Annotated in this window: 10 protein-coding genes and 1 tRNA gene; 8 read left to right on the top strand and 3 right to left on the bottom strand. The window is 71.7% G+C overall.

The annotated features are described in order from the left end of the window. Nucleotides 1–8 precede the first annotated feature (8 nt). The gene (locus ACFT5B_RS00845; RefSeq protein WP_386796074.1) at nucleotides 9–566 is read right to left on the bottom strand and encodes a DUF1697 domain-containing protein; all 558 of its coding nucleotides are present in this window, start codon (nucleotides 564–566) and stop codon (nucleotides 9–11) included. After that, nucleotides 566–964 (bottom strand): RidA family protein, encoded by a 399-nt coding sequence (locus ACFT5B_RS00840; RefSeq protein ID WP_386796073.1) that lies wholly within the window; start codon nucleotides 962–964, stop codon nucleotides 566–568. The genes ACFT5B_RS00845 and ACFT5B_RS00840 overlap by 1 nt, the downstream gene beginning before the upstream one ends. A 649-nt stretch (nucleotides 965–1,613) precedes the next feature. Between ACFT5B_RS00840 and ACFT5B_RS00835 the strand changes: the two genes are divergently transcribed. After that, complete coding sequence (locus ACFT5B_RS00835) at nucleotides 1,614–3,926, top strand: hypothetical protein (protein ID WP_386796072.1); 2,313 nt, start codon at nucleotides 1,614–1,616, stop codon at nucleotides 3,924–3,926. Between the two features lie 489 nt (nucleotides 3,927–4,415). Here the strand turns inward: ACFT5B_RS00835 and ACFT5B_RS00830 are convergent. Continuing rightward, nucleotides 4,416–4,498: transfer RNA gene (locus ACFT5B_RS00830), tRNA-Leu, on the bottom strand. A gap of 302 nt (nucleotides 4,499–4,800) precedes the next feature. On the opposite strand from ACFT5B_RS00830, the gene ACFT5B_RS00825 reads away from it, so the two are divergent. Genes ACFT5B_RS00825 through pknB form a run of 7 tightly spaced genes read left to right on the top strand, consistent with a single transcriptional unit; the run spans nucleotide 4,801 to nucleotide 14,311 of the window. Beyond that, nucleotides 4,801–5,562, top strand: a complete 762-nt coding sequence (locus ACFT5B_RS00825; protein WP_386796071.1) for an FhaA domain-containing protein — start codon at nucleotides 4,801–4,803, stop codon at nucleotides 5,560–5,562. A gap of 10 nt (nucleotides 5,563–5,572) precedes the next feature. Then, on the top strand, nucleotides 5,573–6,139 hold the full coding sequence (locus ACFT5B_RS00820; RefSeq protein ID WP_386796070.1) for an FHA domain-containing protein: 567 nt from the start codon (nucleotides 5,573–5,575) through the stop codon (nucleotides 6,137–6,139). A 6-nt stretch (nucleotides 6,140–6,145) separates the two neighbouring features. Next, nucleotides 6,146–7,579 (top strand): PP2C family protein-serine/threonine phosphatase, encoded by a 1,434-nt coding sequence (locus ACFT5B_RS00815; protein WP_386796069.1) that lies wholly within the window; start codon nucleotides 6,146–6,148, stop codon nucleotides 7,577–7,579. Next, nucleotides 7,579–9,225, top strand: a complete 1,647-nt coding sequence (locus ACFT5B_RS00810) for an FtsW/RodA/SpoVE family cell cycle protein (protein WP_386796068.1) — start codon at nucleotides 7,579–7,581, stop codon at nucleotides 9,223–9,225. Before ACFT5B_RS00815 ends, ACFT5B_RS00810 begins: the two co-directional genes overlap by 1 nt. After that, on the top strand, nucleotides 9,222–10,676 hold the full coding sequence (locus ACFT5B_RS00805; protein ID WP_386796067.1) for a peptidoglycan D,D-transpeptidase FtsI family protein: 1,455 nt from the start codon (nucleotides 9,222–9,224) through the stop codon (nucleotides 10,674–10,676). The genes ACFT5B_RS00810 and ACFT5B_RS00805 overlap by 4 nt, the downstream gene beginning before the upstream one ends. Beyond that, entirely contained in the window at nucleotides 10,673–12,136 is a 1,464-nt protein-coding gene (locus ACFT5B_RS00800; RefSeq protein ID WP_386796066.1) for a protein kinase, read from the top strand. The genes ACFT5B_RS00805 and ACFT5B_RS00800 overlap by 4 nt, the downstream gene beginning before the upstream one ends. Continuing rightward, nucleotides 12,137–14,311 carry a Stk1 family PASTA domain-containing Ser/Thr kinase gene (gene pknB / locus ACFT5B_RS00795; RefSeq protein WP_386796065.1) on the top strand — a complete coding sequence of 725 codons (2,175 nt, stop codon included), beginning with the start codon at nucleotides 12,137–12,139 and terminating at the stop codon, nucleotides 14,309–14,311. Nucleotides 14,312–14,335 lie beyond the last annotated feature (24 nt).

The following is a 14,335-nucleotide window of genomic DNA, read 5'->3' as shown; positions in this document are numbered from 1 at the left end:
AGTGGGCGTCAGCCCGTGGCGTCGAGAAGCTCGAGCAGGCGCGTCGTGGTGCGCCACGAACGCGCTGTGACGTGCTGGAACGCGGGCAGGGCGAAGAACTTCTGGATACGGGTCCGCCTCGCCTGGGCGGCCACCCGCGAGAAGTAGATCGCACCCGGCCCCGGCGCCACGGCGTCGACTCCCTCGCGCAGCTCCGGCATCTGCTCCATCGCCTCCTCGACCGTCAGGGGCGCCTTGAGGAAGAAGACGTCGCTCCGCAGGTCGTCGGACCCGTGACCGGCAGGCGCCTCCCCCACGGTCGCCGCGAGCTCGTCGCGGCTCCGCACCACCGTCGGGACCGCGAAGCCGAGCTGTTCGACGAGGAGCCGGTCGAGTGCGGCTTCGAGCTCCGGTCCCGACGGTGGTGCCGCCGCGGGCGCCGCAGCGAACAGCACGTTCCCGCTCTGCAGGTGGGTCCGGACGTCGTCGTACCCGGCGGCCTCGAAGCACGCGACGAGGTCCGGCATCCGCACCGGGTTCCGGCCGCCCACGTTGATGCCGCGCAGCAGCACGACGCCCGACGTCATCACCGCTCCACGACGGCCACCGCGCTGATCTCCACGAGCGCGCCCGGCACGCCGAGCGCGACGACGCTGCCGCCCGTGACGAGACCAGGCTCCTCGGACGCGAGGGCGGGCGCGATCGCTCCGTAGGCCGCGGCGACGTCGGCTCCCGCCACGAAGAGCACGGTCCACTGCACGACGTCCGCGAGCGTGGCGCCCGCCGCGGCGAGCGCTGTCCGCACGTTCTCCAGCGCGCGCACCGCCTGGGCCGCGACGTCCCCGTCGCCGACGAGCGCGCCGTCGGCGTCGACGGCGTTCTGCCCACCGACGTAGATCGTGGTCGCGCCCGGCGGCACGACGGCGACGTGGCTGAACGCGGGGCTGTTCACCAGACCCTGAGGGCGAAGGCGTTCGATCGTCATGATGACCAACCTAAGCGCCACCTGTGACACGACGCACGTACCTGTACATCCCAGCTGCACTGGCCGCAGCGGGTGCGTGGGCGCCTCTTGTGCCCCGAACACCCGATGTGACCGATAGAGTCACGCAACTTGGTCGTTCGGCGCGCGAGCCGCGCCCCGTCTGCTGGAGCGTTCGATGCCGACGTCAGCGTCTCGACAGTCTCTGCTTCTTCGCGGGCGCGTCTGTGCGTCGCTCGTAGCGCCCGGGCTCGTGCTCGGGCTCGCCACGACGACCGGCGGCGCAGCTTCTACGCTCCCAGCGACGTCGACCACCACGGCCTCACCAGGGGGCGAACCCGTCGATGCCCGACTCGACCCCACCTTCGTCCAGGAGGGGATGCCGAGCCCTGAGGGTGGGCAGGTGGTCGTCTGGGGCGATCGCACCTGGGCCTACAGCCCAGGCGGCGTGCCGACGGCGCCCGCCGCGCTCGACGTTGGCGTGCACGCGACGGCCATCTCGTCGGACGGTCTCGACCTGCTCGTCCTCCGTAGCGACGGACGAGTCGACATTCCGTGGGGCTCGCATACCGTCTCACCACCTGACGGGACGACCTACGTGGCCGTTGCTGCGCAGTCGTCCTGGTACGGGCATCTGCTGAGGTCGGACGGCGTGGTCGTCTCGCAGGACGGGCGGTACGTCACGGAGCCGCCGGCGGGGACGACGTACACCGCGATCTCCGGGGCCTATGCCCTCCGCTCCGACGGCGTGCTGGGGGACCTGGGCGGGAACCCCGCGCCCTGCACCGCCGCGTTCACGCCCGGGTCGGGCCTGCGATACACGGCCGTCTCGGCGCACGGCGAGATGGCCCGGTGGGCGGCGCTCCGGAGCGACGGGGCCTACGTCTACTGCGACGGACAGGAACCTGAGGACGTGGCCACGGTGGTGACGCCCCCGACCGGGACACGCTTCGTCGGCATCGACACAGGACGGGACGACTTCATCGCTGCGACCGACGACGGCAGGGTAATCGCGTCGGACGGCGTGGAGAAGGCGGCCGCTCCGGAGGGCCGGTCGATCATCTCCCTCACCGCCATGGACGACGGCGAGGGTGCGGCCGCGCTCGACGACGGCACGATCCTGACCTGGGGCCTGAGCTCGCGCGACGCCGCCCTCCCTGCGGTGCCGAGCGACCGCGCCGTCTTCTCCGCGGTCGGTGGAGACACCGGCCACGCGATCCACTGGGCCCTCATGGTCGGTGATGCCATCCCGGTCGACGTCGCCGTTAATGCCACCGTCCCGGCGGACCGGACGCTCCGCGTGGCCGACACCGCGAGGTTCGATGTCACCGCCACCCTCCCGGACGGCACCCCTGCGGACGGGATCGTGTCCATGGACGTTCGAGCCCCCGACGGTCGCACCTCACAGCTCCGCAACGCCGGCGCCTTCGGAGGGGTCGGAGAGGTTCTGTTCTCGGCCTCGGACCACGAGCTGCCCGGCACCTACGGGATCGACGCGACCTTCTTCGGCTCGCCCTTCGTGACACGGACCGTCAGCACCAGCCTCGACTTCGCCGAGCCCAGCCCCGTGGCGATCACCGCGTCCGGGCCATCGAGCTGGCCGGCGACCTCGAACCCCAAGGACACGATGTGCCTCGACCTGGCGACCGCGGACGGGTCGCCCCGGTGGTGGCCGCACGACGAGCTCTCGATCAGCGTCGACGGCCAGACGAAGTACGGCTACACCAGCACAGGGATCGACCGCACATGCCTCGACGAGCTCGGCCTCCCGCCCGGCTCGTACACGGTTCGTGCTGTCTACGAGGGCTGGGGCGACGCCGACGCGGCGTCATGGGCTGGCGACGTCGTGGTGCAGCCGGCGTCGGCGACCAAGGTCGCGAACGACCTACCGGCGTCGTGGCGATACGGCCAGATGCCGGACACCGTCAAGGCAACGGTGACGTCCGACGGTCGCTCTCCGGTAGGCATCGTCCACCTCAACTACACGAATGGCACTCAGTTCGGCTCGGGTGCCAATCTGGACGCGACCGGGCAAGCGCGGCTCTGGCTCGGGAGCGAGGACGAGCTGGTGCCAGGCAGGTACACGTTCACGACGGTCTACGAGGGTGGTCAAGGTTTTGCTCCTTCCCGCCTGGACCGGCCGGTCACCGTCATGCCCGCCCTCTTCACTGCGGCGACCGCGTCGGTGGCGGGGACACCGAAGGTGGGCCAGACCCTGAGCGCGGTCCCTGGCATGTGGTCACCGACACCGACCGGCTACCGCTACGTGTGGAAGGCGAACGGCGTGACACTCTCGGGCGCGACCTCGAGCAGGTTGACCGTCCCGGCGTCGGCGGCCGGCAAGAGGATCACCGTGACCATCACGGGACTCAAGCAGTACTACGAGTCCTCCGTGACGAGCGCGCCCACTGCCACCGTCGCGCCCGGCACGTTCACGGCCCCACGACCCAAGGTCACCGGCACGGCGAAGGTCGGCAAGACCCTCACCGTGAGCCGGGGAGCCTGGGCGCCGACACCCTCGACCATCACGTACGTCTGGAAGGCGAACGGGGTCACGATCGCGACCCGAACGACCAGCGCGTTCGTAGTGCCCGCCTCAGCCCGCGGCAAGCGGCTGACGGTCACGGTGACCGGCTCGAGGACCGGATACACGAAAGCGTCTGCGACGAGCGCAGCGACTATCGCGGTCGCCCCGGGAACGTTCGTCGCCCCGCGACCCAAGGTCACCGGCACGGTGAGGGTCGGCAGGACGCTCACGGTGAGCCGCGGGACATGGTCACCTACGCCTTCGTCGATCAGATACGTGTGGAGGGCCAACGGGCTGACGATCGCGACGCGGACGACCGCGCGTTTCGTGGTCCCGTCACGGGCGCGTGGCAAGCACCTCACGGTGACAGTGACGGGCTACCGGTCCGGCTACACGACCAGGTCCGTCACGAGTTACCGAACGGGAGCCGTCCGCTGACGATTTCGAAGCATTCGGGAGGTGTCGCCCGAGGGCCGGCACCCGCTGGCGCTCTCCCGCCGGTGGGTACCGAGCACGCCGGCAGGCGGACCGGGCGACGAAACGGAACCGCTTCCCATCGGGAGGCGCCCGTCTATGTGGGTGGTGCCGGAAATGCACTGACCCCGGACTGGCTGTCTCGGCACACCGTGAGCCGCCGAGAATGAGGGTGCACTCCTACGCGGACTGGTCGGTCGATGCCGCTGGGCGCGGCGCTGCCTGGAACTGACCGTGACGGGCATGCGGCCAAGAAGATCACTCCGAGGTGCCCTCCGACGCCTCCGCACACCGCCCGACCCGCCCCAAGCCCTGGCCGGCCACGACCAGAACCGGCGAACGCCGTCGTCCACCGCTCCGCACTGGCCCTGGGACCCAGAAAGTCCCGGCCAGGATCACCTGACCGGGACTTTCCGAAAGCGCTCCGGCCCTGAAGCCGAAACCCTCCTTGTGTGCGCGAGGGGGGACTTGAACCCCCACGCCCTTGCGGGCACTGGCACCTGAAGCCAGCGCGTCTGCCATTTCGCCACTCGCGCGCGCCGAAGAAGATTAGCACGCGGCAGGGGTGGGCTCCGAACCGGCTGGTCGGGTGCCTCGTGGGGCCCGGATCTCCACACCGCCCCCGCATTCGATCCCCAGGACTCCCGCACCCGGCGTCGGAGCCGCGCGCCTGGCTGGCTACGATCTAAGGGCGTGCGACCATGCCCAACCGGTGCTCGTTCGCCACGTGACCGACCAACACCGCACACTGACACACTGTCACCGACCGACCGGAGGCACGCCCCGACCCGCAGGGCGGCCCGTCGATCGTGCTGCACGACCGAGGGAGGAGGGCGCTGTGGGCGTACTGGACCGCTTCGAGCAGAACGTGGAGCGCGCTTTCAACAACGCATTCGCGAAGCTCGGTCGAGGTGAGGTCAAGCCCGTGGACCTGGCGAGCGCGCTGCGCCGCGAGGTGGACGACCGGGTGGCCGTCGTCGGCCGCGACCGCGCCGTCGCCCCGAACGAGTTCACCATCCGTCTGGCGAGCGACGACTTCGCGCGCATCGAGGACTGGGGAGCCGAGGCCCTCGCCGACGAGCTCGCCTCGACGGTCACCGACCACGCCGCCGAGCAGCACTACGCGTTCGTCGGTCCCGTCTCCGTCACGTTCGACGCCGACGCCGGCCTCCAACCGGGCCAGTACCTCGTGCACTCGGCGAGCGTCCGCGGCTCGGTGCCCGCCAACGGCAACGGCAACGGGAACGGGAACGGCCAGCCCGGCTACGGCCCGGGCCCGGTCCCGAGCGCCCCGACGCCCAGCCTGCGCCACCCCCTCATCGACATCGACGGCCAGCGCTACCTGCTGACCGGACCGGTCACGGTCATCGGCCGTGGCTCGGAGGCGGACATCGTGGTCGACGACCCCGGTGTGTCCCGCCGCCACCTGGAGATCCGGGTCACCCCCGACGGCGTCGTCGCGACGGACCTCGGCTCCACCAACGGCCTGTTCGTGGAGGGCCACCAGGTTCCCGCAGCGACGCTGCTCGACGGGAACAGCCTCACGATCGGTCGCACCCGGATCATGTTCTGGACCGGCGCGGCGGACGAGGCCGGGTGATCGGGCCTCGATGAGCGAGCTCACCTTCACCCTGCTCCGGCTCGGCTTCCTCGTCCTGCTGTGGCTGCTGGTCCTGTTCTCCATCCGCGTCCTGCGTCGTGACCTCGCCGATCCGCGCCCCCCGCACACCCGCGCCGACGAGCTCCACGCCACGCCCGCGCCCGCGCCGGGCGTCCTGAGCGCGCCGAGCGCCGAGGGCGCCGTCGTCGTCGGGGCGCACCACTCCTCCGTGCCGAACCCGACCCCCGCCGCGGGCGTCACCCGCACCCCCGCGCTCGCCCAGAGCGCCGCGATGCGCCTCGTGGTCACGGAGGGCGCGCTGCGCGGCACGACGCTGCCCCTGTCGACGTCGGCCGTGCTCATCGGGCGGGCCCCGAGCTGCACGCTCGTGCTCGACGACGACTACTCGTCGTCGCGTCACGCCCGGATCTTCCCGCAGAACGGAGCGTGGTACGTGGAGGACCTCGGATCGACCAACGGCACCTTCCTCGAGGGCCGGCGCCTCGAGGTGCCCGTGGCCGTGCAGCCGGGCGAGGAGATCCGGATCGGCCAGACGACGATGGTCCTGCAGGGGTAGCCGCGGATGAACCTCGCGCTGCGCTACGCGGCACGGTCCGACGTCGGGCTCGTGCGCGCTGACAACCAGGACTCCGGCTATGCGGGACCCGACCTCCTGGCCGTCGCCGACGGCATGGGCGGGCACGCGGGCGGTGACATCGCGTCGACGCTCGCGATCCGTGCCCTCGTGCCCCTGGACGGGCACGAGCACGTCCCGGACGGCGCGCTCGACGAGCTCGAGCACGCCATCGGGTCCGCCAAGCAGGCGATCGTCGACCGGTCGGAGGCCGAGCCCCAGCTCGCGGGCATGGGCACGACGGTCACGGCGATCCTCCGCGCCGGCAACCAGCTCGTCATGGCCCACCTGGGCGACTCCCGGGCGTACCTGCTGCGCGACGACGAGCTGACGCAGGTCACGACGGACCACACGTTCGTCCAGCACCTCGTCGACACGGGCCGGATCGCCCCGGAGGACGCCGAGCACCACCCGCAGCGCAACGTCGTCATGCGGGTGCTGGGCGACTTCGAGGTCGACCTCACGCCCGACCTGTCGGTGCGGGAGGCCCGTCCCGGCGACCGCTGGCTGCTGTGCTCCGACGGCCTGTCCGGGTTCGTGACGCCCGACATGATCGCGCAGATCCTCATCTCGGTCGTCGAGCCCGGCGAGTGCGCCGAGACGCTCATCCAGCTCGCCCTGCGCGCGGGCTCGACGGACAACGTGACGGCGATCGTCGCGGACGTCGTCGACCTGGACGCGGACCTCGAGCACCCGGCCGAGGGCGCGGTCCCGCACCCCGCCGACGCGCTCGCCGACGAGCCGCTCCCCACGCAGGCCGAGGTCGTGGGCAGCGCGCTGCGCGACGACCTCGTCCCGGGGACGGCGCCGCTCGTCTCCGGGAGCACGGCACCGGACGACGACGACGCCGCGGCCGCGGGCGCGCCCGGAGTGAACGACGACCCGGAGGCGGAGGAGGCGCTGGCCGCCGGCGCCAAGCCCCGCGGCCGGCGGCGTGCGCTCGGGGTCACGCTCACGCTCGTCCTCGTCCTCGTGCTGCTGGGCGGCGGGTACGCGGCGTACGGCTGGACGCAGGACCAGTACTTCGTCGGTGAGTCCGACGGCCAGGTCGCCGTCTTCCAGGGCGTGCCCCAGAGCATCGGCCCGCTCCACCTCTCGTCGCCGGTCGAGCTGACCGGGACGGCCGTCGACACCCTGCCGTCGTACGTGCAGGACCGCCTGACGGCCACGATCCCCGCGGACTCGCTCGCCGACGCGCGCGTGCGCGCCGCCCAGGTCGTCACCGACTCGGCGACGCCGGAACCCACCCCGACCCCGACGCCCACCCTCGCGACGCCCGCGCCCACCACCACGCCGGGCGCGACGCCCACCACGACGACCGCCCCCACGAAGCCGACCGTGCAGACCACGCACGGCCCGGCGACCTCGGGGAAGAACGCGTGATGGCTGCTGTGGCGCAGGCACCCGTCCGCGGGGCCGGGTCGTCGGCCGTGGACGAGGCCAGGCTGCCCCGGCCCGCGCGCCGTGCCGAGCTCGGGCTGCTGGTCGTCGCGCTGGCGATCGGGATCGGCGCGTACGCGCTGGTCAGCATCAAGGTCGTGGACCGTCTGCCGGGCGACTTCTACGCGCAGGCGCTCGGCTTCGTCGCGGTCGCGCTGCTCGCGCACCTGATCCTGCGGTGGAAGGCGCCGTACGCGGACCAGGTGATCCTGCCCGCGACGATCGCGCTCAACGGGGTCGGCCTGGCGATGATCTACCGGCTGGACCTCGCGTCGCAGTCGTCCGCCAAGCCGCACGACCTCGCCGGCCGTCAGCTCGAGTGGACCGCGATCGCGGTGATCGCCGCGCTGGCCGTCGTCTGGTTCCTCAAGGACCACCGCCTGCTCCGCCGCTACACGTACATCGCGATGCTCGTCGGTCTCGGGCTCGTCGTGCTGCCTCTCATCCCGCACGTCGGCCGGACGATCAACGGCGCCCACATCTGGGTCTCGATCGGCCCGCTGTCGCTCCAGCCCGCGGAGCTCGCGAAGATCGCGTTCGCGATCTTCTTCGCCGGCTACCTCGTGACGCACCGCGACACGCTCGCGCTCGCCGGCCCCAAGGTGATGGGGCTCCAGCTCCCCCGCCTGCAGGACCTCGGGCCGATCCTCGTCGTCTGGGCGGCCTCGATCCTGGTGCTCGTCGCGGAGACCGACCTCGGCACGTCGCTCCTGTTCTTCGGCCTGTTCGTCGCGATGCTCTACATCGCCACCCAGCGGTTCTCCTGGGTGCTCATCGGCCTCGTGCTCATGGGCCTCGGCGCGGTCTTCGCGGCGAGCGCGTTCGCACACGTCCAGGTCCGGTTCGACATCTGGCTGCACGCGTTCGACAGCGACGTCTACAACGCGGCGCCGGGCTCCGGCCAGCTCGTGCGCGGCCTGTTCGGGCTCGCGAACGGCGGCCTGTTCGGCACGGGCTGGGGCGCCGGGTACCCGTACCTCGTGCCGTACGCGTTCTCTGACTTCATCTACACGTCGCTCGGCGAAGAGCTCGGCCTCACGGGGATGCTCGCGATCCTCATGGTCTACCTGATCGTGGTACAGCGCGGGCTCCGGACGGCGCTCGGCGTCCGTGACGGCTTCGGCAAGCTGCTCGCCGCGGGCCTCGCGTTCACGATGGCCTGGCAGCTCTTCGTGGTCGTCGGCGGGGTCACGCGGCTCATCCCGCTGACCGGCCTGACCCTGCCCTTCGTCGCCCAGGGCGGCTCGTCCCTGCTCGCGAACTGGCTGGTCATCGGTCTGCTGCTGCGCATCTCGGACAGCGCGCGCCGGCCGTCGTTCGCGCCGGAGCGCGGGCAGGTCGCCCCCGGTGGCATCCTGCCCGACGACGACCCCTCCGGCCCGGGGGCGTTCGCCTCCGCCCCGCCCACGCCGGGCGGGGGAACGGCCGCCACCGAGATCGTGCTCCCCGACCCGGGCACCGCCGCCACCGAGATCGTGCTGCCGGGCGAGCTGCCGTCGTCGACGACGAGCGTGCCGTCGGTGCGGCCGACTCCTCCCCCGCCGCCGCCCCCCGGTGACGACGCGACCGGGGAGGTGACCCGCGGATGAACGTCCCGATCCGCCGTCTCGCGACCGTCGTGCTCGTGATGTTCCTGGCCCTCATGGCTGCGACGACGTACTACCAGTTCTTCCAGGCCGACAAGCTCAACAACGACGGCCGCAACGTGCGCACCCTCTACCGCCAGTACGGCGTCTTCCGGGGCCCGATCGTCGTGGACGGCAAGGCCGTCGCACAGTCCACGCCCGTCGACGACCCGTTCAAGTTCCAGCGCAAGTACGCCGACGGCTCGCTCTACGCCGCCGTCACCGGCTACTACTCGCTCGTGTTCGCGCCGACCATGATCGAGGCGTCGGAGAACTCCGTGCTCAACGGCACCGCCGACGAGCTGTGGATGCAGCGGCTGCGGCAGCTCTTCACGGGCGAGCAGCAGCAGGGCGCGTCCGTCGAGCTCACGATCGACGCCAAGGCGCAGAAGGCCGCGGAGCAGGCGCTCGGGGACCAGAAGGGCGCCGTCGTCGCGATCGAGCCCAAGACCGGCAAGATCCTCGCGCTGTACTCGTCGCCGTCGTACGACCCGAACAAGCTCGCGGGCCACGACACCGCCCAGGCGAACAAGAACTGGCAGAAGCTCCTCAACGACGACGGCTCGCCCCTGACGAACAGGGCGATCCAGGGCGACACGTACCCGCCCGGGTCGACGTTCAAGCTGGTCACGTCGGCGGCCGCGCTCGAGACGGGCGACTACACGCCCGACACGGTCATCCCCGCGCCGCACACGCTGAAGTACCCGGGGTCGAACAAGCCGCTCACGAACTTCGCCAACGAGGTCTGCTCCCCGAGCGGCAAGATGACGCTCGACGCCGCCCTCGAGATGTCCTGCAACACGGCGTTCGCTGGGCTCGGGGTGAAGGTCGGCGAGGACGCGCTCCGCGAGCAGACCAAGAAGTTCGGCTTCGACACGCCCCTGTCGATCCCCATGACGGTCACCGAGAGCCACTTCCCGAAGACCGCCGACACCGCCGAGCTCATGCGCGCGTCGATCGGGCAGGGCAACGACAAGGTGACCCCGCTGCAGGTGGCGATGATCTCCGCCGCCATCGCCAACGGGGGCGAGCAGATGGCCCCTTACCTGGTCGACACCGTCCGCGACTCGTCGCTGCGGGTCGTGTCCCAGACCTCCCCGTCCACCCTTCGCACGTCGGTGTCCCAGCACACCGCGGACGAGCTCAAGAGCATGATGGAGGACGTCGTGCGGTCCGGAACGGGTACCGCCGCCCAGATCCCGGGCGTGACCGTCGCCGGCAAGACCGGCACCGCGGAGAACACGCCCGGCCAGGCGCCGCACGCCTGGTTCACCGGGTTCGCGCCCGCCGACGACCCCAAGGTCGCCGTCGCGGTGATCGTCGAGCATGGTGGTCAGCAGGGCGCCGAAGGCACGGGCGGCGCGACCGCCGCCCCCATCGCGAAGGCCGTCATGCAGGCGGTGCTCAACGGATGAAGCCGACCCAGGGCCTCTCGTTGGGCAACCGCTACCGCCTCGTGCGGCGCATCGCCGTCGGCGGCATGGGCGAGGTGTGGGTCGCCACCGACACCGCGCTCGGCCGCGAGGTCGCGGTCAAGGTGCTGCGCGAGGAGTTCGCAGGCAACGTCGACTTCCTGCAGCGGCTGCGCACCGAGGCGCGCAACAACGCGCGGCTCTCGCACCCGGGTATCGCGCAGATGTACGACTACGGCGAGCAGCAGGGGTCCGGCTACCTCGTCATGGAGCTCGTCATCGGCGAGCCCATGTCCGACCTGCTCGAGCGTGAGCCCGTGCTGCAGGCCCACCGCCTCGTCCCCATCCTCACCAAGGCGGCGCGGGGTCTCGCGGCCGCGCACGAGGCCGGCGTCGTGCACCGCGACGTGAAGCCGGGCAACATCCTGCTGTCGCGCACGGGCGGCGTGAAGCTCACCGACTTCGGTGTCTCGCTCGCGTCCAACCAGGTCCCGATGACGGCGACCGGCATGGTCATGGGCACGGCCCAGTACCTGTCCCCCGAGCAGGCGATCGGGAAGCCCGCCACCCCGGCGTCGGACGTGTACGCGCTGGGCATCGTCGCGTACGAGTCGCTCGTGGGGCGCCGCCCCTTTACAGGCCCGACGCCGGTCGACATCGCCGTCGCGCACGTGAACCAGCCGGTCCCCGCGCTGCCCGCGAGCGTCGACAAGGAGCTCGGGGCGCTCGTCCTGTCGATGCTGGCCAAGGACCCGATGCGCCGGCCCGCGGGCGCGGCCGAGCTGGCCGACACGCTCGAGGAGATCGGCCTCCGGGTCGCGCGCTCGCGCCGGAGCGCCGGCCCGCGTGCGACCGAGACGATCGCGCCGCCGCCGCCGTCCGAGCAGCGGGCGTGGCCTCCGCGGAACGCCGTCCCGAGCGCACCGCCGCGTGCCGAGGCGTCCGAGGAGGACGCACCGCGCGCCTACCCGTCGCGCCGGGTCGTGCAGTCCCGCGCCGCCGAGCGGTCGACCGCCCGGCCCGCCGGGCGCCACCGCGAGCACCTGGCGGAGCGCCCGTCGTCCCGCCGTCCCACCCCGCACGCGAGCGGGCCTGCGGCACGCCCGCGCGGCGACGCCTCCGTCGTCGCGACCGAGGTCGCGCCCGCGCCCGTCGAGGTCCCGCCGACCCGCGCCGCGGCGCGCGCCGCGCAGGCCTCGACCCCGGCCGGCCGCAGCAGCACGGGCCCCGGGTCGCGTCACCTGCCCGGGATCTTCGGCATCCGGCTCGGCGGCTTCCCCTGGCCGGCCGTCGCGCTCGTCGTGCTGGTGCTCGTCGTGCTCGTCGCGGCCATCCTCGGGCGCGCCGGAGGGCACGACCGTTCCGAGAGCTCGAACCTGCATCCCCACGGGGATGGGATGATCTTCCTGTCCGTGGCGTCCCCGCACGCCTCGGACGACCCGTCGAACGAGAAGGACACGTAGGTGGTGGAGAACCCGCAACGGATCCTCGGCGGCCGTTACCAGGTCGGCGAGCTGATCGGTCGTGGCGGCATGGCCGAGGTGCACATCGGGCACGATGCGCGTCTCGGTCGCACCGTCGCGATCAAGATCCTCCGTGCCGACCTCGCACGCGACCCGTCGTTCCTCGCACGCTTTCGTCGGGAGGCGCAGGCCGCGGCCGCGCTGAACCACCCGGCCATCGTCGCCGTGTACGACACGGGCGAGGACATCCAGACCGACCAGGCGTCGGGGCAGACCGCTCACACGCCGTTCATCGTCATGGAGTACGTCGAGGGCCACACGGTCCGCGACATCCTCCGCGACGGTCACGCCGTGCCGATCGACGAGGCCATCGAGATCACGTCGGGCGTGCTGTCGGCGCTCGAGTACTCGCACCACGCCGGCATCGTCCACCGCGACATCAAGCCCGCGAACGTCATGATCACGCCCACGGGCGCGGTCAAGGTGATGGACTTCGGCATCGCCCGCGCGATGGCCGACTCCGCCGCCACGATGACGCAGACGCAGGCCGTCGTCGGGACCGCGCAGTACCTGTCCCCCGAGCAGGCCCTCGGCCAGACCGTCGACGCCCGCAGCGACCTGTACTCCACGGGCTGCCTGCTGTTCGAGCTGCTCACGGGCCGCCCGCCGTTCCAGGGCGACTCCCCCGTCGCCGTCGCGTACCAGCACGTCGGCGAGGTGCCCCCGAAGCCCTCCGACGTCGCCCCCGACGTGCCCGAGGTCCTCGACCGCATCACGCTCAAGGCCCTCATGAAGGACCGCAACCAGCGCTACGGGTCCGCCGCGGAGTTCCGCAGCGACCTCGACGCCGCGATGCGCGGTGGCGCCGTGTCGGCGCCCGGGCTGGGCGCGCTCGGGGCGGGCGCCGTCGCCGGCGCAGCCGCCGGAGCCGCGTTCGCCGACCCGAACCCCACCGTCGCGTTCGACGGCGCCACCCAGGTCCTGACCCCCACCGCCGCCGGCTGGGGCGCCGCGACCCCGGCCGCCGTGCCGCCGCCCACGCAGACGTCGATGTTCCCCGACGACGCCGGCCCCGGCGACGAGGAGCCGGAGAAGAAGTCCAACAAGGCCCTCATCTGGACGCTCGTGACGATCGGGGTGATCGCGATCGCAGCGATCATCACGATGCTGCTCCTCAACGGCAACAAGACGCCGCCGGTCAAGCAGGTGACGGTTCCCAGCGTCATCGGCCTGACCGAGGACAAGGCCCAGCAGAAGCTCGCGGACGCCAACCTCAAGATGGAGAAGCTCGTCGACGACGAGTCCGACAAGCCCACCGGCCAGGCGACCAGGCAGGACCCCGGTGCCGACGCCTCGGCAACCGAGGACACCAGCGTCAAGGTGTACTTCTCCGCAGGACCCAAGACCGACTCCGTCCCGAACGTCAAGGGTTTGTCCCAGGCGGACGCCAGAGAGAAGCTCAAGGAAGCCGGGTTCACGGTCGCAGACGAGGTGCGCTCGGAGAACAGCAAGGACGTGCCGCAGGACGCCGTCACTCGCACGGACCCCAAGGCTGGCTCGGTACGCGACAAGGGCACCGAAATCATGCTGTACGTCTCGAACGGTCTCGTGACCCTCGACGACCTGGTCGGCAAGACACGGGACGAGGCTCTCGACGCGCTCGACAAGGCCGGGCTCCAGTCGGACACCGAGGAGCAGGAGACCCCGGATGCGAGCCAGGTCGGCCGCGTCCTGTCGCAGGCGCCCGCCGCTGGATCCGTGAAGCAGGGCACTCGAATCAAGCTCACGATCGGCAAGGAAGAGGACACCACGGTCACGATCCCGTCGGACCTCGTCGGCAAGACGCAGGAAGAGGCCGAGGACGCCCTCGGAGGCCTCAGCCTCAACGTGGACCCGAACGGGCCGAACCTCGTGGCGGACGACACGGTTCCGGCAGGCATCGTCATGGACTCCAACCCGAAGCAGGGCACCCAGGTGAAGGTCGGCGACACCGTCGTCCTCACGGTGTCCTCAGGGCCCGCGACCCCCGGCGACGGCCAGTCGACGGACCCGGGCGTCGGCAACGGGAACGGGGACGGAAACGGCGACGGGACCGGGGGCGGAGACGGCTCCACCCAGGGCCTGGGCCGAGGCGACGACTACGCCGACCAGATCAAGAGCTTCCTCGGCCTCTGATCCGCGGCTCGCCGACGCCACGAC

This window comes from Luteimicrobium sp. NPDC057192, assembly GCF_042670205.1.
GTDB lineage: Bacteria > Actinomycetota > Actinomycetes > Actinomycetales > Cellulomonadaceae > Luteimicrobium.
This window is presented reverse-complemented; position numbering and strand designations above follow the sequence as displayed.

Bases quoted from the DNA above. Each gene is read 5' to 3' on its own strand.
- ACFT5B_RS00815 (WP_386796069.1), top strand. From the start codon at position 6,146: ATGAACCTCGCGCTGCGCTACGCGGCACGGTCCGACGTCGGGCTCGTG.
- ACFT5B_RS00810 (WP_386796068.1), top strand. From the start codon at position 7,579: ATGGCTGCTGTGGCGCAGGCACCCGTCCGCGGGGCCGGGTCGTCGGCC.
- ACFT5B_RS00820 (WP_386796070.1), top strand. From the start codon at position 5,573: ATGAGCGAGCTCACCTTCACCCTGCTCCGGCTCGGCTTCCTCGTCCTG.
- ACFT5B_RS00845 (WP_386796074.1), bottom strand. From the start codon at position 566: ATGACGTCGGGCGTCGTGCTGCTGCGCGGCATCAACGTGGGCGGCCGG.
- ACFT5B_RS00840 (WP_386796073.1), bottom strand. From the start codon at position 964: ATGACGATCGAACGCCTTCGCCCTCAGGGTCTGGTGAACAGCCCCGCG.
- ACFT5B_RS00805 (WP_386796067.1), top strand. From the start codon at position 9,222: ATGAACGTCCCGATCCGCCGTCTCGCGACCGTCGTGCTCGTGATGTTC.
- ACFT5B_RS00800 (WP_386796066.1), top strand. From the start codon at position 10,673: ATGAAGCCGACCCAGGGCCTCTCGTTGGGCAACCGCTACCGCCTCGTG.